The 18409-nt window shown below is 74.3% G+C and carries 19 protein-coding genes; 11 read left to right on the top strand and 8 right to left on the bottom strand.

Going from position 1 to position 18409, the window contains the following annotated elements; all coding sequences use genetic code 11:
* The first annotated feature begins 300 nt into the window (after positions 1 to 300).
* Positions 301 to 1977 carry an aminotransferase class V-fold PLP-dependent enzyme gene (locus tag ACFY0X_RS04885; RefSeq protein WP_387748826.1) on the top strand — a complete coding sequence of 559 codons (1677 nt, stop codon included), beginning with the start codon at positions 301 to 303 and terminating at the stop codon, positions 1975 to 1977.
* Here the strand turns inward: ACFY0X_RS04885 and ACFY0X_RS04880 are convergent.
* The gene (locus ACFY0X_RS04880; protein WP_387748824.1) at positions 1970 to 2947 is read right to left on the bottom strand and encodes a carbohydrate kinase family protein; all 978 of its coding nucleotides are present in this window, start codon (positions 2945 to 2947) and stop codon (positions 1970 to 1972) included. The two genes, ACFY0X_RS04885 and ACFY0X_RS04880, sit on opposite strands and share 8 nt — an antisense overlap.
* 273 nt (positions 2948 to 3220) lie before the next feature.
* Here ACFY0X_RS04880 and ACFY0X_RS04875 point away from each other — a divergent pair, with 273 nt between their 5' ends.
* Positions 3221 to 3430: a hypothetical protein gene (locus ACFY0X_RS04875; protein ID WP_387748822.1), complete on the top strand. Its 210-nt coding sequence runs from the start codon at positions 3221 to 3223 to the stop codon at positions 3428 to 3430.
* A 148-nt stretch (positions 3431 to 3578) separates the two neighbouring features.
* Entirely contained in the window at positions 3579 to 4268 is a 690-nt protein-coding gene (locus tag ACFY0X_RS04870) for a hypothetical protein (RefSeq protein WP_387748820.1), read from the top strand.
* Positions 4269 to 4335: 67 nt separating this feature from the next.
* Here the strand turns inward: ACFY0X_RS04870 and erpA are convergent, their stop codons facing one another.
* A complete protein-coding gene (erpA, locus tag ACFY0X_RS04865) occupies positions 4336 to 4689 on the bottom strand; it encodes an iron-sulfur cluster insertion protein ErpA (RefSeq protein WP_049651846.1) in 354 nt (117 codons plus the stop codon).
* Positions 4690 to 4931: 242 nt separating this feature from the next.
* Here erpA and ACFY0X_RS04860 point away from each other — a divergent pair, with 242 nt between their 5' ends.
* The gene (locus ACFY0X_RS04860; protein WP_387748818.1) at positions 4932 to 5795 is read left to right on the top strand and encodes a GNAT family N-acetyltransferase; all 864 of its coding nucleotides are present in this window, start codon (positions 4932 to 4934) and stop codon (positions 5793 to 5795) included.
* Between the two features lie 62 nt (positions 5796 to 5857).
* Here ACFY0X_RS04860 and ACFY0X_RS04855 read toward each other — a convergent pair whose 3' ends face one another.
* From ACFY0X_RS04855 to ACFY0X_RS04845, 3 genes are all read right to left on the bottom strand, one after another.
* Positions 5858 to 7225, bottom strand: coding sequence for a pyridoxal phosphate-dependent decarboxylase family protein (locus tag ACFY0X_RS04855; RefSeq protein ID WP_387748816.1), 1368 nt, complete (start codon positions 7223 to 7225; stop codon positions 5858 to 5860).
* A 186-nt stretch (positions 7226 to 7411) separates the two neighbouring features.
* Complete coding sequence (locus ACFY0X_RS04850) at positions 7412 to 7876, bottom strand: Lrp/AsnC family transcriptional regulator (RefSeq protein ID WP_049651848.1); 465 nt, start codon at positions 7874 to 7876, stop codon at positions 7412 to 7414.
* 149 nt (positions 7877 to 8025) lie between these two features.
* Positions 8026 to 8949 (bottom strand): NADP-dependent oxidoreductase, encoded by a 924-nt coding sequence (locus tag ACFY0X_RS04845; protein WP_387748814.1) that lies wholly within the window; start codon positions 8947 to 8949, stop codon positions 8026 to 8028.
* Between the two features lie 221 nt (positions 8950 to 9170).
* On the opposite strand from ACFY0X_RS04845, the gene nadA reads away from it, so the two are divergent.
* The gene (gene nadA / locus ACFY0X_RS04840; RefSeq protein WP_387748812.1) at positions 9171 to 10355 is read left to right on the top strand and encodes a quinolinate synthase NadA; all 1185 of its coding nucleotides are present in this window, start codon (positions 9171 to 9173) and stop codon (positions 10353 to 10355) included.
* Positions 10356 to 10622: 267 nt separating this feature from the next.
* On the opposite strand, the gene ACFY0X_RS04835 is transcribed toward nadA, so the two are convergent.
* Entirely contained in the window at positions 10623 to 10916 is a 294-nt protein-coding gene (locus tag ACFY0X_RS04835; RefSeq protein ID WP_387748810.1) for a hypothetical protein, read from the bottom strand.
* Between the two features lie 37 nt (positions 10917 to 10953).
* The gene (locus tag ACFY0X_RS04830) at positions 10954 to 11760 is read right to left on the bottom strand and encodes a PspA/IM30 family protein (protein WP_387748808.1); all 807 of its coding nucleotides are present in this window, start codon (positions 11758 to 11760) and stop codon (positions 10954 to 10956) included.
* Positions 11761 to 12061: 301 nt separating this feature from the next.
* Between ACFY0X_RS04830 and ACFY0X_RS04825 the strand changes: the two genes are divergently transcribed.
* The gene (locus ACFY0X_RS04825; protein WP_387748806.1) at positions 12062 to 12661 is read left to right on the top strand and encodes a DUF3043 domain-containing protein; all 600 of its coding nucleotides are present in this window, start codon (positions 12062 to 12064) and stop codon (positions 12659 to 12661) included.
* Between the two features lie 179 nt (positions 12662 to 12840).
* On the top strand, positions 12841 to 13581 hold the full coding sequence (locus ACFY0X_RS04820; protein ID WP_387749287.1) for a class I SAM-dependent methyltransferase: 741 nt from the start codon (positions 12841 to 12843) through the stop codon (positions 13579 to 13581).
* Positions 13582 to 13591: 10 nt separating this feature from the next.
* Here the strand turns inward: ACFY0X_RS04820 and ACFY0X_RS04815 are convergent, their stop codons facing one another.
* The gene (locus ACFY0X_RS04815) at positions 13592 to 13792 is read right to left on the bottom strand and encodes a hypothetical protein (RefSeq protein WP_387748804.1); all 201 of its coding nucleotides are present in this window, start codon (positions 13790 to 13792) and stop codon (positions 13592 to 13594) included.
* Between the two features lie 92 nt (positions 13793 to 13884).
* On the opposite strand from ACFY0X_RS04815, the gene cobU reads away from it, so the two are divergent.
* The 4 genes from cobU (at position 13885) to ACFY0X_RS04795 (ending at position 18249) form a co-directional block, all read left to right on the top strand.
* Positions 13885 to 14472 carry a bifunctional adenosylcobinamide kinase/adenosylcobinamide-phosphate guanylyltransferase gene (gene cobU / locus ACFY0X_RS04810; RefSeq protein WP_387748802.1) on the top strand — a complete coding sequence of 196 codons (588 nt, stop codon included), beginning with the start codon at positions 13885 to 13887 and terminating at the stop codon, positions 14470 to 14472.
* Between the two features lie 28 nt (positions 14473 to 14500).
* Entirely contained in the window at positions 14501 to 15625 is a 1125-nt protein-coding gene (locus tag ACFY0X_RS04805; protein ID WP_387748800.1) for a nicotinate-nucleotide--dimethylbenzimidazole phosphoribosyltransferase, read from the top strand.
* 72 nt (positions 15626 to 15697) lie between these two features.
* Positions 15698 to 16489, top strand: a complete 792-nt coding sequence (locus tag ACFY0X_RS04800) for an adenosylcobinamide-GDP ribazoletransferase (protein ID WP_387748798.1) — start codon at positions 15698 to 15700, stop codon at positions 16487 to 16489.
* A 257-nt stretch (positions 16490 to 16746) separates the two neighbouring features.
* The gene (locus tag ACFY0X_RS04795; RefSeq protein WP_387748796.1) at positions 16747 to 18249 is read left to right on the top strand and encodes a leucyl aminopeptidase; all 1503 of its coding nucleotides are present in this window, start codon (positions 16747 to 16749) and stop codon (positions 18247 to 18249) included.
* The last annotated feature ends 160 nt before the right edge of the window (positions 18250 to 18409 follow it).

The raw sequence follows: 18409 nt of genomic DNA, 5'->3' as shown, positions 1-18409 counted from the left end.
CCGTCCACGGGCACGGTTTGAATGCTTATGCGGGCCAAACCCTACTCCAGCCTTATGCGCTCCTGACGGGCAGCCCCCGGTAACGCGCCGCCCGCTAGCCCGATCAGGCCCGGTGGGGGCTGCGTCGCAGGTCATCGTAGGCATTCGAGGTCCGTACGCCCGATCGGGGGATGACCTCGGACGTCGCCCGTGACGGCCCGTCGGACGCGGACGAAGCGGACATTCGGGATGATCGACTGACGGTGGGTGAGCCGCGCGGACGGGCCGGACCACGGGCCGGGTGTGTCGTTAAATGTGACCGTGTACTTCGACGCGGCCTCGACGGCCCCTCTGCACCCCGTCGCGCGGCAGGCACTGACCGCCGCCCTGGACGAGGGCTGGGCCGATCCGGCCCGGCTGTACCGCTCCGGCCGGCAGGCCCGGATGCTGCTGGACGCCGCCCGCGAGACGGTCGCCGCGGTGCTGGGCGCCCGGGCGGACGAGATCGCCTTCACCGCGAGCGGCACCCAGGCCGTCCAGCTCGGCCTGCTGGGCGCGCTGACCGGCAACCGGCGGCGCGGCGGCCACTTCGTGCACTCCGCCGTGGAGCACTCCAGCGTGCTGCACGTCGCCGAGCGCCACCAGGGCGCCGGGGGCGAGGTGTCGGTGGCGCCGGTGGACCGGGGCGGCCGGGTCGACCCGGCGGCGTTCGGCGCGCTGCTGCGCCCGGACACCGCGCTGGCCGCGGTGCAGAGCGCCAACCACGAGGTCGGGACGGTGCAGCCGCTCGGCGAGGTCGCCGAGCTGTGCGCCGGGGCCGGTGTCCCGCTGCTGGTCGACGCGGCGCAGAGCGCCGGCCGGACGGACGTCCCGGCGGGCTGGTCGCTGCTGACCGCCAGCGCCCACAAGTGGGGCGGGCCGCCGGGGGTCGGGGTGCTGGCGGTGCGCAAGGGCGTCCGGTACGCCTCGCCGCTGCCGGCCGACGAGCGCGAGGGCGGCCGGGTGCCCGGCTACGTCAACGTGCCGGCGATCGTGGCCGCGGCCGCCTCGCTGCGCGCGGTACGGGCCGAGGCCGAGCAGGAGAACGCCCGGCTGCACGCGCTGGTGGAGCGGATCCGCACCCGGGTGCCGCGGCTGGTGCCCGAGGTCGAGGTGGTCGGCGACCCGGTGCGGCGGCTGCCGCACATCGTCACCTTCTCCTGCCTGTACGTGGACGGGGAGGTGCTGCTGACCGAGCTGGACCGGGCGGGCTTCGCGGTCTCCTCCGGCTCCTCCTGCACCTCGTCCACGCTGACGCCCAGCCACGTGCTGGCGGCGATGGGGGTGCTCACCGAGGGGAACGTCCGGGTCTCGCTGCCGTACGGGACGGCCGAGGCCGACGTGGAGCGCTTCCTCGCGGTGCTGCCCGACCTGGTGGCCGGCGTCCGGGCACCGCTCGGGCTGGACCTGCCCGCGCCGGAGGCGGCGGAACCGGCCCGGTCCCACCCGCCCCGAGCCGAAGGGCGCGCCGGTGCCGAAAGCGAGGAGCGACAAGCGACCGACGAAGGAGCGAGTGCCGGAGCGAGGAGCGTCGGCACCGGGTCCGAGCGCCCGGAAGCGAGCGGGCGAGTCGCCCACCCGCCCCGAGCCGAAGGGCGCGCCGGTGCCGAAAGCGAGGAGCGACAAGCGACCGACGAAGGAGGGAGCGCCGGAGCGAGGAGCGTCGGCACCGGGTCCGAGCGCCCGGAGACGAGCGGGCGAGTAACAGCGAGCGGGCGAGTAACAGTGATCGACGCGCTGGGCAAGCGGTGCCCGCTGCCGGTGATCGAGCTGGCGAAGCGGATCGGCGAGGTGCCGCCGGGCGGCACGGTCGCCGTGCTGGCGGACGACGAGGCGGCCCGGCTGGACATCCCGGCCTGGTGCGAGATGCGCGGGCAGGAGTACGCGGGCGAGGCCCCGGCCGCCGAGTACGGCGGCGACCGGGGCTCGGCCTACCTCGTCGTCCGGCGGACTACTTGACCAGGTGCGCGCCGATCTCGGCGGCCGCCTCGGCTCCGTAGGCCGCCTCGAAGCGCTTCAGGAAGGCGGTCGGACGCAGCTCGTACTCCTGGGTGCCGACGGTCTCGATCACCAGGGTGGCGAGCATGCAGCCGAGCTGGGCGGAGCGCTCCAGGTCGAGGTCCCAGGACAGGCCGGCCAGGAAGCCGGCGCGGAAGGCGTCGCCGACGCCGGTCGGGTCGACCTTGGCCTCCTCCTTGGCGCAGCCGACCAGGATCGGCTCCTCGCCCTTGCGCTCGATCCGGACGCCCTTGCTGCCCAGGGTGGTGACCCGGGTGCCGACGCGGGTGAGCAGCTCCTCGGCGCCCCAGCCGGTCTTGCTCTCGATCAGCGCGGCCTCGTACTCGTTGGTGAAGAGGTACGCGGCGCCGTCGACGATCTCGCGGATGTCGTCGCCCTCCAGGCGGGCCAGCTGCTGGGAGGGGTCGGCGGCGAAGGCGTAGCCGCGGGTGCGGCACTCCTGGGTGTGGCGGACCATGCCCTGCGGGTCGTCGGCGCCGACCAGGACGAGGTCCAGGCCGCCGACGCGGTCGGCGATCGGCTTCAGCTCGATGTTGCGGGCCTCGGCCATGGCACCGGTGTAGAACGAGGCGATCTGGTTGTGGTCCTCGTCCGTGGTGCACATGAAGCGCGCGGTGTGCCGGGTCTCGGAGATGTGGACGGAGTCGCAGTCCACGTTGTTGCGCTCCAGCCAGCTGCGGTACTCGGCGAAGTCCGCGCCGGCGGCGCCGACCAGGACCGGGCGCAGCCCGAGCACACCCATGCCGAAGGCGATGTTCGGCGCGACGCCGCCGCGGCGGATGTCCAGGGTGTCGACCAGGAAGGACAGCGACACGGTGTGCAGCTGCTCGGCGACGAGCTGGTCGGCGAACCGGCCGGGGAACGTCATCAGGTGGTCGGTGGCGATCGAGCCGGCGACGGCGATACGCACGGAAGGTCTCCTCAGGATGGCGGCGGGGCCAACGGGCAGGCGGGGATGAACCCACCTACGGTACCCGGCGCCGGGGAGCGCCCAGGCAGGAGTGCCGCAAGTTGCCGCCCGCACGGCCATGGTGGCACCCCTTGCCCTCGAATGTGTACTACCTCCCGGTAGCACTGGTGGGCGGCCGGGCCCCTGCCTAGGGTCGGCCCTGGAGGGCCCGTCGCACGGGCCCGTCGTCGACCGTGGCAGCGTGGCCACGGCCCTGGATCGGAGCGATGCCCGATGATGACCGACCACTGCGCCGCCCTGCCCGTTCTGCGGAGCGAGGACGGCGAGACGCTCGACGCCCTGGTGGACTCCTCCCGGCGGCTGCGCCGGTTCTGGCCGCAGGTCGCGGCCGGCCCGGAGCCCGTCGCCCCCGCGCCGGCCGGGGTCCGGGTGCCCTCCGGCGCGCTGCGGGTGGTGGCCGGGATGGCCGAGTACGGCTTCTGAGCCCGCGCCGTACGGGCCGCGCCGTACCGGATCCGCCCGGTACGCAACCGGATCGGACCGGTACGGAACCGGATCCGACCGGAGCACGTCACATCCGCGCGGAGCGGCCGAGGCGGCGGCACCGCTGAGTCCTCGGGAGGATGTGCAGATGGATCTGGAGACGATGCCCCGGCGCGGTCGGCGGGCGGTGGCCCTGGCGGGTCTGGCGCTGGCGGCGGTGGTGACGGTGGCCGGCTGCGACGGCGGCGGCAAGCCCGCCTCGGATTCGGCGGCGGGCGGTTCGGCCGCCGCGTCGGCCTCGGCGAGCACCTCCCCGCAGGCCCCGGCCGGCTCCGCGAGCCCGTCCTCGGCGGCGCCGACGGGGAGTTCGCCCGGCGCCGCGCAGCCGGCCCAGCCGCCGACCGGCTTCACGCCCACCCCGGCCTCGCCCGCGCCCGGGCAGCCGGCTCCCGCCACTCCCCCGGGCAACGGGATCGCGGTGGGCGAGCCGAACCCGAACGGTTCGGACGCGCCCGCCCGTCCGCCGGTCGCCTACCGGGTGGACGGCACCACCAAGCTGACCGTCTACTTCTTCGGCGGGGTCTGCACCCAGTACGCGCTGAAGGCGGACGAGTCCCAGCCGGGCCGGGTGGACGTGCTGGTCGTACCGGGGCCGCCCACCGTCCAGCCGGGGCAGGTGTGCAACGCGCTGGCCAAGCGGCAGTCGGTCTCGGCCGACCTGCGCTCGCCACTGGCCGGGCGGACGGTGGTCGACAAGTCCAGCGGCCAGGAGCTGCCGCTGGAGGGCGACCCGCACATGGGGCCGGACCCGGTCACCCCGGACGTCGCCGGGCGGTAGGCGCGCCGCGGGCGGACAACGGAAGGCGGCCCCGGGGTGATCCCCGGGGCCGCCTTCCGCAGCGGGCTCAGCTGAACGAGTCGCCGCAGGCGCAGGAGCCGGTGGCGTTCGGGTTGTCGATGGTGAAGCCCTGCTTCTCGATGGTGTCGACGAAGTCGACGGTGGCGCCACCGAGGTACGGGGCGCTCATGCGGTCGGTGACGACCTTGACCCCGTCGAAGTCCTTGATCACGTCGCCGTCGAGCGAGCGCTCGTCGAAGAACAGCTGGTAACGCAGGCCGGAGCAGCCGCCGGGCTGGACGGCGACGCGCAGCGCGAGGTCCTCGCGGCCTTCCTGCTCCAGCAGGGCCTTGACCTTGGCCGCGGCGGCATCGGTAAGGAGGATGCCACTCTCGACGGTGGTCTCGTCCTGGACGGTCATCTGCTTTCTCCCGGTCTTGACGACGGTCTGCCGCCAGTGCCAACCAACGGCCGTCCGGTTTCATTTCCCGGGCGGCGATGGATTTCTGGGGCGTGTCGCGGCTGGTTATCCGTGGGCCGGGTGTGCCACCCGGCCCCTACCCTCCCCATGCTCGCACACCGCCGGAGGACGGGTCACCGCCCGAGCCGCCGATCCGGGCGAAGCGGCCCCGCGGCGGGCCGCCGGGCGCCAGGATGGTCCTCATGATCCTTCGCCCGGTCAGGGACACCGCCGCGGACGCGGAGGCCGTCCGGGAGCTCGCCGACGCGGCGTTCGCCGACGCCTCCGCCCCGGCCGGGGCCGCGCCGGAGCCGACGCCCCTGCGGCTGGCCCGGACCAGGCACCTGGCGCGCACCGACCCCGGGGGCTGCTGGCTGGCGGAGAGCGCCGGCGAGCCGGTCGGGGCGGTGCTGTCGATCCGTCGGGAGGGCCTGTGGGCGCCCTCGCTGTACGCCGTCCGGCCGTCCGCGCAGGGCAAGGGCGTCGGGCGGCTGCTGCTGGAGCGGGCGGCGGCGCACTCCCGGGGCTGCCTGCGCGGGATGGTCTGCGCCGCGGACTCCCCGGCCGCGGCCCGCCGCTACCGGCTGGCCGGGTTCACCCTGCACCCGGCGATGCGGCTGGCCGGACGGGTGGACCGGGACGGGCTGCTCGACCCCGGGGACATCCCGGTGCACCGCGGCAACGCGACCCACCTGCACCTGCTGGACTCGGTGGACCGGCGGCTGCGCGGGTCGGCGCACGGGCCGGACCACGAACTGATGCTGGGCCACTTCGAGGAGCTGCTGATCGCCGACGCGCTGGCCGGCAGCGGCTACTGCTACCGGGACGGCGGGGTGGTGCGGCTGCTCGCGGCCACCAGCAAGCGGATCGCCGCCCGACTGCTGCGCGAGGCGCTGGCCCGGGTGCCGGACGGGGTCGAGGCGCGGGTGGAGCACCTGACCGCGGAGCAGGAGTGGGCGCTGGACGTCGGGCTGGAGGTCGGGCTGACGGCCCGGGCCGGCGGCTTCGTCGGGGTGCGCGGGATGCGGCCGCCGACGCCCTACCTGCCGAGCGGGGCGTTCCTCTAGGCCCGCGGGAACGCGTACGGCCCCCGCCGGGGCGGGGGCCGTACGTCCGGAGCTCAGCGGGATCAGACCATGGTGTCCAGGATCTCCCGGACCATCTCCATGGTGGTGCCCGGGTGCAGGAAGGCGAAGCGGGCGACCGTCTCGCCGTCCCAGCCGGTGGGGGTGACGAAGCCGATCTGGTCCGCGAGCAGCTGCTGCGACCAGCGGTAGTAGTCGTCGTTGGTCCAGCCCGTGCGCTTGAAGCAGACCGCCGACAGCTGCGGGTCGAACAGCAGCTCCAGGTGCTCGGTCTCGCGGATCAGCTGGGCGGTCTCCCGGGCCAGGGTGAGGCCGGCCTCGATGGCGTCGGTGTAGGCCTGGACGCCGTGCACGGCCAGCGAGAACCAGAGCGGCAGGCCGCGGGCGCGCCGGGTCAGGTGGTAGGCGTAGTCGGTGGGGTTCCACTCGTCGCCCTCGGTGTGCAGGACGTCCAGGTAGGAGGCGTCCTGGGTGTGCACGGCGCGGGCGAGCTGCGGGTTGCGGTAGATCAGCGCGGCGCAGTCGAAGGGGGCGAACAGCCACTTGTGCGGGTCGACCACGAAGGAGTCGGCGTGCTCGATGCCCTCGTAGCGCTCGCGCACCGAGGGGGCGAACAGGCCCGCGCCGCCGTAGGCGCCGTCGACGTGGAACCAGAGGTCGCGCTCGCGGGCGACCTCGGCCAGGCCCTTGAGGTCGTCGACGATGCCCTCGTTGGTGGTGCCGGCGGTGCCGACGACGGCGATCACCGTCTCCGGGTTCGGGTCGGCGGCCAGCGCGGCGCGCAGCGCCTCGCCGGTGAACCGCCGGTCGACGGTCGGGACCTTGAAGGCCTCGACGCCGATGATGTTGAAGGTGTTCTTGACCGAGGAGTGCACCTGGTCGGCGACCGCGATCCGCAGCCGCGCCTCCGGCCCGACGCCGAGCCGACGGCGGGCGGTGTCGCGGGCGACCACGAGGGCGGAGAGGTTGCCCGCCGAGCCGCCGGAGACGAAGGTGCCGCCGGCCGACTGGGGCAGGCCCGCGCGGTCGGCGATCAGGCGCAGCACCTGGTTCTCGGCGGCGATCGCGCCGGCCGCCTCCAGCCAGGAGATGCCCTGCAGGGAGGCGCAGGAGACGACCATGTCGAACAGCAGCGCGGCCTTGGTCGGGGCGCACGGGATGAAGGACAGGTAGCGCGGGCTGTCGGCGGAGATGACCGCCCGGGACAGCTCGTGGTCGTACAGCTTGAGCACGTCGACCGGGTCGTTGCCGTCCTGGTTCAGCAGGCCGGCCAGCTGGGCGCGCAGGTGCTCGCCGTCACCGGGGTGGTCGAGCGGGACGGGGTCGTACTGCAGCCGCTCCCGCATGTAGTCGAAAACCAGGTCGACCAGGTCGTTGTCGGGCCGGTGCATGCGGTCGGGTGCTGCGGACACGGCTGTCCCTCTCGGCGTGGGGTGTCGGGGGGCGCCCGGTCGGCGGGACGCTTCACCGCGACGGCCGGACATGATCAGCGTAAGCAGCGCGGGTGCCTCACCGCGCGTCGGAACGCGGCTGGTCAGGCAGGTTTCGAGCGTCTTCGGGCCGGTCCGCGCAGGATTCCTGCGCACCCGTGCCGCCGGTCAGCCGATGAGCTGGGAGAGCACCACCGAGGAGCGGCTGCGCTGCACTCCGGGCTCGCGCCGGATGCGTTCGATGACGGCCTCCAGGTGGCGCATGTCGGCGGCCCGCAGGTGGACCAGGGCGTCCGGGTCGCCGGTGACCGTCCAGGCGGCGACCACCTCGGGGAACTGCCGCAGGCTGGCGAGGATCTCCTCGGGGGCGGTGCGCTCGCGGCAGTAGACCTCGACGAAGGCCTCGGTCTGCCAGCCCAGCACGGAGGGGTCGAGCACCACGGTGAAGCCCCGGACCACGCCGCGCGCCCGCAGCCGGTCGATGCGGCGGCGCACGGCGGTGGCGGAGAGGTTCACCTGCAGGCCGATCTCGGCGTACGAGGCGCGGCCGTCGCTGCCGAGCCGGGCGAGCAGGAGCCGGTCGGTCTCGTCCAGGTCGGCCCCGACCACCTCGTGCGCTCGGCTGCTGGTCATGGGTACGGGGCTCCACGGGTCGTACGAGGGTCGGCGGGGCGCTCCGGCGGCGGCTGCTGATGCCGCTGCCGCCGCCGAAACGGTTCTTCACCATTCTGGCGGATGACCTGGCCGAGTTCACCGCCGGTGGACGACCGGGCGGGCGGCCGTCAGGGGACCAGCAGCACGATCTTCCCCCGGGTGCGGCCCTCCGCGCTGAGCGCCTGGGCGGAGGCGGCCTGGGCCAGCGGGAAGGTGGAGGCGACGGTGACGGTCAGCCGGCCGTCGTCGGCGAGCCGGGCCAGCTCGGCGAGGTCGCCGGCGTCCGGGCGGACCCAGACGTACCGGCCGCCGAGCGCCTTGACCCCGAAGTCCGTGGTCGAGGCGATCCGGGCCGGGTCCGCCACCAGGCCGACCGAGACCTGGACGGCCCCGTGGCCCACCAGGTCGAGCGCCGCGTCCACCCCGTCGGGGGCGAGCGCCCGGACCCGGTCGGCCAGGCCCTCGCCGTACACCACCGGCTCGGCGCCGAGGCCGCGCAGGAAGTCGTGGTTGCGCTCGGCCGCGGTGCCGATCACCCGGGCCCCGGCGGCCCGGGCCAGCTGCACCGCCAGGTGACCGACCCCGCCCGCGGCGGCGTGCACCAGGACGGTCTCCCCCTCGGCCAGGCGCAGCGCCCGCAGGCCCTGCAGCGCGGTGAGCCCGGCCAGCGGCAGACCGCCGGCCTGCGCCCAGTCCAGCGCGGCCGGCTTGCGGGCCAGGGTGCGGACCGGGGCGGAGACCAGCTCGGCGTAGGTGCCGTGCTCGACGGCGTCCTTGCGGACGTAGCCGTACACCTCGTCACCCGGGGCGAACTCGGTGATCCCGCCGCCGACCGCGCGGACCACGCCGGCCAGGTCCCAGCCCATGACCAGCGGGAAGTGCGCGTCGAGGAGGCCGTCCAGGGCGCCGTCCCGGATCTTCCAGTCCACCGGGTTCACCCCGGCCGCCCGCACCTCGACCAGGACGGAGTCGGGCCCGACCTTCGGGTCCGGCAGGTCGGTGTACTCGACCACCTCGGGGCCGCCGTAGCGGTTGATCGCGATTGCCTTCATGGGTCCAGCCATACCCGGGGGCCCGGACATATCGATTCGGCCACGCCCGTACTCCCCCGAACCGGGCATCCGGCCCCGCCAGGGGTCCGTTCTGTCGAGCGGTTCTCGTCACATCGACAGGATGGCCATCGTCACTCTGACGCTAACCGGTTATCATAGATAGCGTCAGTTAGACGAAAAGGCTTCACCGCTTGATCGGCCGCACAGAAGGGCACCCGCCCGTGACCACCACCATCACCGAGACCCACGGCGTCGACCCCACTCCGACGCCGCTCGCTCTGCTGCTGCTCGGCCGCGAGGCCGACCCGAACAGCGAGCGCGGGGTCGAATGCCCCGGTGACCTCCCCCCGGCCTCCGACCCGAACCTCGTGGAGCGCGCCCGCGCGGCCAAGGCCGCGCTCGGCGACCGCGTCTTCATCCTCGGCCACCACTACCAGCGCGACGAGGTGATCGAGTTCGCCGACGTCACCGGCGACTCCTTCAAGCTCGCCCGCGACGCGGCGGCCCGCCCCGAGGCCGAGTACATCGTCTTCTGCGGCGTGCACTTCATGGCCGAGTCCGCGGACATCCTCACCAGCGAGCGGCAGCAGGTCGTCCTCCCCGACCTCGCGGCCGGCTGCTCGATGGCCGACATGGCCACCGCCGAGCAGGTCGCCGAGTGCTGGGACGTCCTGACCGACGCCGGTATAGCCGACGTGACCGTCCCGGTCTCGTACATGAACTCCTCCGCCGACATCAAGGCCTTCACCGGCCGGCACGGCGGCCTCATCTGCACCTCCTCCAACGCCAAGCGCGCCCTGGAGTGGGCCTTCGAGCAGGGCCAGAAGGTGCTCTTCCTGCCCGACCAGCACCTCGGCCGCAACACCGCGGTGCGGGACATGGGCTTCTCGCTGGACGACTGCGTCGTCTACAACCCGCACCGGCCGAACGGCGGCCTGACCGCCGAGCAGCTGCGGGACGCGAAGATGATCCTCTGGCGCGGCCACTGCTCGGTGCACGGCCGGTTCAGCCTGGACTCGGTGAACGACGTCCGCGAGCGGATCCCCGGCGTGACCGTCCTGGTCCACCCCGAGTGCAAGCACGAGGTCGTCGCGGCCGCCGACATGGTGGGCTCGACCGAGTACATCATCAAGGCGCTGGACGCCGCCGAGCCCGGCTCCAAGTGGGCCATCGGCACCGAGCTGAACCTGGTCCGCCGCCTGGCCAAGGCGCACCCGGACAAGGAGATCGTCTTCCTGGACCGCGCGGTCTGCTTCTGCTCGACCATGAACCGGATCGACCTGCCGCACCTGGTCTGGGCGCTGGAGTCGCTGGTCGACGGCCGGGTGCCGAACGTGATCACCGTCGACCCGGAGACCGAGAAGTACGCCAAGGCGGCGCTGGACCGGATGCTGGCCCTGCCGTAGCCCCGCCCGAGCGCCCCGGAGGCGAGCGGGCGAGTCCCGCCCCGAGCGGCCTTGAGGCGAGCGGGCGAGTCCGCCGCCCCGAGCCGAAGGGGCGCGCCGGTGCCGAAAGGGAGGAGCGAGGAGGCCCCGAGGAACGAGGGGCATCGGAGCGACGACCGTCGGCACCGGGTCCGAGCGCCCCGGAGGCGAGCGGGCGAGTAGCAACGAAGGGCGGGCCCCCTCCGGTGGGAGGGGGCCCGCCCTTTCGTCTGGCAGCAGCCGCAGTCGCTACTCGGGGAAGCCCGGGATGACGCCCTCGCCGTCGGCCATCAACAGCTCGCGGACCTCGTCGATCGTCGCGTCCGAGCTCGGCAGGATCAGCTCCGACGGCTCCAGCGAGTCCAGCGGCACCGGAGCGCCCGACCCCTTCACGGCCGCCAGCAGCTTGCCGTAGGCCAGCCGGAAGCGCTCCTCGTCGCCCGACTCCACCGCGGTGACGAGGTCGGCGTCGAGCGTGTTCAGCTCGCTCAGGTGGTCTTCGCCCACCTCGTACTGCCCCTCGCCCATGACCCTGATGATCATGCCGTGCGTCTCCCTGGTTCGTGGGGTCGAGCTCAGATCACTTGTTGTAGTTGATGCGCGGGGTGTCCTGCTGCGGCTGCGGCTGGACGTCCTGCGGCTTGCCCTGCTCGATCGCGGCGGGGCCGGCGGAGGAGGGGCCGGACAGCTCGGCCTTCATCCGGGCCAGCTCCAGCTCGACGTCGGAACCGCCGGCCACCCGCTCCAGCTCGGCCTCGATGTCGTCCTTGCGGCCGAGACCGCTGGCGTCGTCGAGCGCGCCGGAGGCGAGCAGCTCGTCGATGGCACCGGCCCGGGCCTGCATCTGGGCGGTCTTGTCCTCGGCACGCTGGATCGCCAGGCCGACGTCGCCCATCTCCTCCGAGATCCCGGAGAAGGACTCGGCGATGCGGGTCTGCGCCTGGGCGGCCGTGTACGTCGCCTTGATGGTCTCCTTCTTGGTGCGGAAGGCGTCCACCTTGGCCTGGAGCCGCTGGGAGGCGAGCGTGAGCTTCTCCTCCTCGGCCTGGAGCTGCTGGTACTGCGTCTCCAGGTCGGTGATCTGCGACTGCATGTTGGCCTTGCGGGTCAGCGCCTCGCGCGCGAGGTCCTCCCGGCCGAGCGACAGCGCCTTGCGGCCCTGGTCCTCGTACTTGGCCGACTGCTGCTGGAGCTGGGTCAGCTGGAGCTCGAGCCGCTTGCGCGAGGTCGCGACGTCCGCGACACCACGGCGTACCTTCTGCAGCAGTTCGAGCTGCTTCTGGTACGAGTAGTCGAGCGTTTCACGCGGATCCTCCGCCCGGTCCAAGGCCTTGTTCGCCTTGGAGCGGAAGATCAGCCCCATACGCTTCATGATTCCGTCGCTCATGGGCCTCGGGTGCCCCCTTCTCCGGCCTGCGGTCTCTATCTCGTTACCAGACACGACGAGTGTATGTGCAGCGAGCCCGTCGCCGCAGTGCACCTGCCTGCAACAAGACTGCTACAGCGACCAGTGGCGTTTCCTCCTCCCCCGGGTGGATCCGCCCCTCATACCCCCCATCGTCCATCCGAGTGATCCCCTACGGGAAGGCCCCGGGAAACCCGGCTCCGACGGCGACCCCGCGGTATCGATATGCGTTTGGGTCCGAGGGCACCCGTGGAAGCCGCGCCGCACCCCGTACGCTGGTGGTGTGTTCCGACGCCGTTCAGATGATGCCGCCGCCTCCGCCACCGTGCTGGAGAAGCAGGACGAGACGACCCAGGCCCGCGACCCGCAGGCCAAGAAGGGCCGCCCCACCCCCAAGCGCAGTGAGGCCGAGGCCAACCGGCGTACCCGGGTGACCGTGCCCAAGGACCGCAAGGAGGCCGCCCGCCAGGGGCGTGAGCGCATGCGCGTCGAGCGCGAGAAGCAGCGCCAGGCCCTGATGAACGGCGACGAGCGCCACCTGCCGGCCCGTGACAAGGGCCCGGTGCGCAAGTTCGCCCGCGACTACGTGGACTCCCGCTGGTCGCTCGCCGAGTTCTTCCTGCCGGCCGCCGTGGTCATCCTGGTGCTCAGCATCGTCAAGGTGCCGGCGCTCCAGTTGCTCTCCACCCTGCTGTTCCTGCTGTTCTTCGTGCTCGTGATCCTGGACTTCGTCCGCCTCGGCCTCGGTCTGCGCAAGCAGCTGGCCGAGCGCTTCGCCGGGCAGAACACCCGCGGCGCCGTCGCGTACGGCATCATGCGCACCCTCCAGATGCGCCGGCTGCGCCTGCCCAAGCCGCAGGTGCGGCGCGGGGAGAAGCCCTGACCGCCGAACCGGTCGACTCCGGCTGGGCCCCGCCTTCCTGGGAGGGGCCCGGCCTCTACGCACTTCCCGGACAGGGGGGTGCGCTCCCGGGGCAGGGCGCCGGCGGCCACGACCGGCTCGCCCAGGAGCGCCGGCTGCCCTCGCGCAGCGGGTCCTTCGCGGGCGGCACCGGCGCCTGGCTGGACCGGCACGGCGGGCTGCGCGACTTCGTCCGCCAGGAGCTCGTCGCCCGCCAGCTCGCCGAGCAGCTGGCCGGCCGCAGCGCGCAGCGCGTCCTCGACATCGGCTGCGGCCAGGGCACCCAGGCCCTGCGGCTGGCCCGGGCCGGCCACTACGTCACCGGGATCGACTCGGACCCGGTCGCGCTCGGCGTCGCCCAGGGGGCGCTCGCCGGGGAGCCGCCGGAGGTCCGCGGCCGGATGCAGCTGCTCAGCGGCGACGGCCACCAGTGCGGGCGCTGGTTCGGCCCGCGCAGCTTCGACGTGGTGCTCTGCCACGGCGTGCTGATGTACCTGCCCGACCCGGACCCGATGATCGCCTCGCTGGCCCGGCTGCTGGCGCCCGGCGGGCTGCTCTCGCTGCTGGTCCGCAACCGGGACGCGCTGGCCCTGCGGCCGGCCGCCGCTGGGGACTGGCGGGCCGCCCTGCACGCCTTCGAGAGCGACCGGTACTACAACCGGCTCGGCCTGGCCGCGCGGGCCGACCGGATCGGCGACCTCACCGTCACCCTCTCCGAGGTGTCGGTGCCGCTGCGGCGCTGGTACGGCGTGCGGGTCTTCACCGACAACGCCCCGGACGACGCGGCGCCGCCGGTGGACGGGCGGCAGCTGGCCCAGCTCCTGGAAGCCGAGGACCGGGCCGGCCGCACCGACCCGTACCGGCAGGTCGCCGCGCTGCTGCACGTGATCGGGGCGAAGTAGCCGCCCGGGCTCAGCCCTCGTGCAGGCTCATGGCGTACACCTTGGCGCCGTCCTCCAGCAGGACCGCGGTGTCCACGCCCTCCTCGGCGAGCTGCTTCCAGGCCTCCCCGATCCAGGTCTCGGCGTCCCCCTGGCCGGCGAACTCCTCCTGGGCGCCGCCGGGCGTCACCACGCTGCCGTCCGCCTTCTCGTACCGCCACGTCCAGACCATGCCCGGCTCCTCCCACTGACGCTGCCTGTGTGCTGCGCACCATAGCCTGCCCGGCCCGATCTTCCGTATGCCTGTCGGGCAGGATGGGCGGCATGGCGACCCCACCCGAGCCCACCCGTCCCCCGCTGCCCCGCACGCTGCTGCTCGGCGGCGCCCGCTCCGGCAAGTCCACCCGCGCCGAGCAGCTGCTCGCCGAGCACCCGGACGTCCTCTACGTGGCCACCGGCGGCACCCGGGACGGCGACGCCGAGTGGGCCCGGCGGGTCGCGCTGCACCGGGAGCGCCGGCCGGCCGGCTGGCGCACCGCCGAGACCTGCGACCTGGAGGCCGTGCTGGCCGACGCCGCCGACCGGGCGCCGGTGCTGGTCGACTGCCTCGCCCTGTGGCTGACCGCCGTGATGGACGAGTGCGGTGCCTGGGACGACGAGGTCTGGGCGGACGGCGGCGAGACCGCCGTGCAGAACCGCTGCGACGCGCTGGCGCGGGCCTGGGCGGCCACCGGGCGGACCGCCGTCGCGGTGAGCAACGAGGTCGGCATGGGCGTCGTCCCGGCCACCGCCGCGGGCCGCCGGTTCCGCGACACCCTGGGCCGGCTCAACATGGCCGTGGCGGACGCCTCGGAGCGCGTCCTGCTCGTGGTGGCGGGGCAGGTGCTGACCGTCAAGCCAGCCTCTGGCTGAACACCTCCGGCGTGTAGCCTTCCGGACGATGGACACGACCGTGGATCTCGATACGTTCTCCTCGCTCGTCGAGCGCCCCGACGAGAGCGCCCGGCGGGCCGCCGAGGAGCGCTGGCAGGCGGCCGACCGGCCGCGCGGCGGGCTCGGCCGACTGGAGGAGCTGGGCAGCTGGCTGGCCTCCGTGCAGGGGCGCTCGCCGGTGCGGCCGGTCTCCGCTCCCAAGGTGCTGCTGTTCGCCGCCGACCACGGCGTGGCGGCGCTCGGCGTCTCCCGGATGCCCGCCGAGGGCGGCACCGCGGCCCGGGTGCGGGCCGTGCTCGACGGCAGTGCGCCGGTGTCCCGGCTGGCCGCGCGCTACGGCGCCCGGGTCCGGGTCGTGGACGTCGCGGTGGACGCCGACCCGGCCGACTTCCCGGACGAGGTGGTCGCCCACCGGGTCCGGCGCGGCTCCGGGCGGATCGACGTCGAGGACGCGCTCACCGCGCAGGAGACCGTCCGGGCGTTCCGGGCCGGCATGGCCGTCGCCGACGAGGAGGCCGACGCCGGCACCGACCTGGTGCTGCTCGGCGACCTCGGGGTCGGCGCCACCACAGTGGCCGGCGTACTGGTCGGAGCGCTCTGCGGGACCGACGCGGCGGCGGTGACCGGGCGCGGCTCCGGGATCGACGACCGGGTGTGGATGGTCAAGTGCGCCACCATCAGGGACTCGCTGCGGCGGGCCCGACCGGTGCTCGGCGACCAGCTGGCGCTGCTCGGCGCCACCGGCGGGGCCGACTTCGCGGCGATCACCGGCTTCCTGCTCCAGGCGGCCGTCCGGCGGCTGCCGGTGGTGCTGGACGGCGTGGTCTCGGCGGCCTGCGCGCTGGTCGCGCAGCGGATCGCGTTCCGGGCGCCGGAGTGGTGGCGGGCCGGGCAGTCCAGCGGCGAGCCTGCCCAGGCGAAGGCGTACGACCGGCTGACCCTGACGCCGTTGCAGGACCAGGGCATCACCATGGGCGAGGGCCTCGGCGCACTGCTGGCGCTGCCGCTGCTCCAGGCCGCCGGGGACGTGCTCGCGGACGAGGCGCCGAAGCCGTTCGTGCCGGTGGCGCCGAGCGCGCCGAAGGAGCTGCCGAGGCTGCCCTCGGCGGCGGACCTGCTGCGCAAGCTCTAGATCCCACGGCCGGCAGGACAACCCGAGAGCGCCCCTGACCGGGGGCGCTCTCGCTGTGAGAGGAACGCGTTCATGGCGAGCGGCGGCGACCGGGCCACCTGGGCCGACGGCCTGCGGTTCGGGTTCGGGACCCTGTCCGTGCTGCGGGTGCGGGTGGAACGCTGGGACCGGGCGGCGGCGGCCCGGGCGATGGTGACGGCCCCGGTGGTCGGGCTCGTGCTGGGGGCCCTGGCGGCCGCCGCCGGCGCCCTGGTGGCCTGGCGGGCGGGCGGACCGCTCGGCGCGGTGGCCGCGGTGGCGGTGCTCGCCGGGCTGACCCGGGGGCTGCACCTGGACGGCCTGGCGGATGTCGCCGACGGGCTGGGCAGCGGGAAGCCGGCCGAGGACGCGCTGCGCGTCATGAAGCAGTCCGACATCGGTCCGTTCGGCGTGCTGACCCTGGTCCTGGTCCTGCTCGCCCAGGTGGCCGCGCTGGCCGGGCAGTTCGGTCACTCCCCGCTGCGCGGCGCCCTCGCGGTGCTCGCCTCGGCGACGGCCGCCCGGTGCGCGCTCGGCTGGGGCTGCCTGCGGTCGGTGCCGGCCGCCCGGCCGGGCGGGCTCGGGGCGGTGGTGGCGAGCACCGTGCCGCCCGCCGGGGCCGCCGCCGCGACGGCCGCCGCGGCGCTCGCCGTGGCCGCGGCCGGGCTGTTCGACGGCTGGTCAGTTCTCCGTCTGCCGCTGGCCGTTGTCCTCGGCGTCGGCTGCGCCCGGCTGCTGCTCGGACGGTGCGTGCGCAGGTTCGGCGGGATCACCGGGGACGTGCTCGGCGCGATGGCCGAAACCGCCGCGACCGCCTCGCTGTTCGCCCTGGCGTTGCTCGGCTGACACCGGGCGGCGCGTGATCCCAGCATGCGGACTACCATGCGTGGAGCACCGCAGCCCTGCACCGTGGCAGGTCCTGCCCGCCCGGCGCGTACCGAGGAGCCGGGGCCTCTGGTGTGCGCGGCCGCTCGCGGCGGACGCGCGCGCCAGGGGCCCCGGACCCGGGGGCCCGCCGGCGCGCAGCCTGCGACGGCGGGCTGCGCCGGTTCGGCAGCCTCGCCGTGGCCGGCCGTCTACCGCGAAAGAACAGGACGCATTACGTGACTGCATTGTCTGTGAGCACCTCCTCCGCCGCCTCGCTGCGTGCGGACGCCCTGGTGGTCGGTGTCGCGAAGGGCCCGAAGGGCATCGTGCTGGCCCCCGGCGCCGAGGCCGTCAACGAGGCGTTCGAGGGCAAGCTGGCCGAGGTCCTCGGCACCCTGGGCGCGAGCGGCGCCGAGGGCGAGGCCGTCAAGGTCCCCTCCCCCGCCGGGCTGAAGGCCGCGCTCGTGCTCGCGGTCGGCCTGGGCGAGGCCGCCGAGGACGGCTACGAGCTGGAGGCGCTGCGCCGCGCCGCCGGTGTCGCCGCCCGCACCCTGGCCGGTACCAAGAAGGCCGCGCTGGCCCTGCCCGCCGAGTCGGCGGAGGCCATCGAGGCGGTCGCGCTGGGCGGCCTGCTCGGCTCGTACGCCTTCGGCGCTTACAAGGCCAACGGCAACGGCAAGGAGCCGGTCGGCGAGCTGGTCCTGCTGACCGCCCGCAAGGGCAACAAGGACGCCAAGGCCGCCGTGGAGCGCGCCGCCGCGATCGGCGAGGAGATGAACCGGGCCCGCGACCTGGTCAACACCGCGCCGAACGACCTGAACCCGAAGAGCTTCGCCGCGATCGCCCAGGCGGCCGGCAAGGAGCACGGCCTCAAGGTCGAGGTGCTGGACGAGAAGGCGCTGACCAAGGGCGGCTTCGGCGGCCTGCTGGGCGTCGGCGGCGGCTCGGCCAACCCGCCCCGCCTGGTGAAGGTGGCCTACACCCACCCGAAGGCCAAGGCCACGCTGGCCTTCGTCGGCAAGGGCATCACCTACGACTCGGGCGGCATCTCGCTGAAGCCGGCCGGCCACAACGAGACCATGAAGTGCGACATGGCCGGCGCCGCCGCCGTGTTCGCCGCCGTGGTGGCCGCCAAGCGCCTGGGCCTGGCCGTCAACGTCACCGCCTGGCTGGCGCTGGCCGAGAACATGCCGTCCGGCTCCGCCACCCGTCCGGGCGACGTGCTGAAGATGTACGGCGGCAAGACCGTCGAGGTCCTGAACACGGACGCCGAGGGCCGCCTGGTGCTGGCCGACGCGATCGTGCGGGCCGGCGAGGAGAACCCGGACGTCATCGTCGACGTGGCCACCCTGACCGGCGCCATGGTGCTGGCCCTGGGCAACCGCACCTTCGGCGTGATGGCCAACGACGACGAGCTGCGCGACGAGCTGCACGCGCTGGCCGGCGAGGCGGGCGAGCAGTCCTGGCCGATGCCGCTGCCGGCCGACCTGCGCAAGGGCTTCACCGAGTCGACCATCGCCGACCTGGCCAACATGGGCGAGCGGATGGGCGGCGGCCTGGTGGCCGGCCTGTTCCTGAAGGAGTTCGTGGCCGAGGGCACCGACTGGGCGCACCTGGACATCGCCGGTCCGGCGTTCCACGAGGGCGCGCCGTTCGGCTACACCCCGAAGGGCGGCACCGCGAGCGCGGTGCGCACCCTGGTCCGCTTCGCCGAGCAGAAGGCGAACGCCAAGGCCTGATCCAGGCATCCCCCGAGCAGGGCGTCGGCCGGTCCGGACGCCCTGCTCGGGGAACCGCTGCGACGGGGCCCGGCGCGTGTGCGCCGGGCCCCGTCGGCGTTCCCGGCCGGGTTACCTGCGAGTAGGCCCGGGCGTCGCGGCGCACTCCTGTTCGCTGCGG

The organism is Kitasatospora sp. NPDC001547 (assembly GCF_042894165.1).
Classification (GTDB): Bacteria; Actinomycetota; Actinomycetes; order Streptomycetales; family Streptomycetaceae; genus Kitasatospora.
The sequence above is the reverse complement of the archived record's forward strand: the minus strand, read 5'-3'. Positions and strand labels throughout refer to the sequence as shown.

Excerpts from the sequence above, each read along its gene's own strand:
- ACFY0X_RS04875 (WP_387748822.1), top strand. The coding sequence starts at position 3,221 with ATGATGACCGACCACTGCGCCGCCCTGCCCGTTCTGCGGAGCGAGGAC.
- ACFY0X_RS04845 (WP_387748814.1), bottom strand. The coding sequence starts at position 8,949 with ATGAAGGCAATCGCGATCAACCGCTACGGCGGCCCCGAGGTGGTCGAG.
- ACFY0X_RS04815 (WP_387748804.1), bottom strand. The coding sequence starts at position 13,792 with ATGGTCTGGACGTGGCGGTACGAGAAGGCGGACGGCAGCGTGGTGACG.
- ACFY0X_RS04870 (WP_387748820.1), top strand. The coding sequence starts at position 3,579 with ATGGATCTGGAGACGATGCCCCGGCGCGGTCGGCGGGCGGTGGCCCTG.
- ACFY0X_RS04830 (WP_387748808.1), bottom strand. The coding sequence starts at position 11,760 with ATGAGCGACGGAATCATGAAGCGTATGGGGCTGATCTTCCGCTCCAAG.
- ACFY0X_RS04800 (WP_387748798.1), top strand. The coding sequence starts at position 15,698 with ATGGCGAGCGGCGGCGACCGGGCCACCTGGGCCGACGGCCTGCGGTTC.
- ACFY0X_RS04850 (WP_049651848.1), bottom strand. The coding sequence starts at position 7,876 with ATGACCAGCAGCCGAGCGCACGAGGTGGTCGGGGCCGACCTGGACGAG.
- ACFY0X_RS04805 (WP_387748800.1), top strand. The coding sequence starts at position 14,501 with ATGGACACGACCGTGGATCTCGATACGTTCTCCTCGCTCGTCGAGCGC.
- ACFY0X_RS04835 (WP_387748810.1), bottom strand. The coding sequence starts at position 10,916 with ATGATCATCAGGGTCATGGGCGAGGGGCAGTACGAGGTGGGCGAAGAC.
- erpA (WP_049651846.1), bottom strand. The coding sequence starts at position 4,689 with ATGACCGTCCAGGACGAGACCACCGTCGAGAGTGGCATCCTCCTTACC.
- ACFY0X_RS04860 (WP_387748818.1), top strand. The coding sequence starts at position 4,932 with ATGATCCTTCGCCCGGTCAGGGACACCGCCGCGGACGCGGAGGCCGTC.
- cobU (WP_387748802.1), top strand. The coding sequence starts at position 13,885 with ATGGCGACCCCACCCGAGCCCACCCGTCCCCCGCTGCCCCGCACGCTG.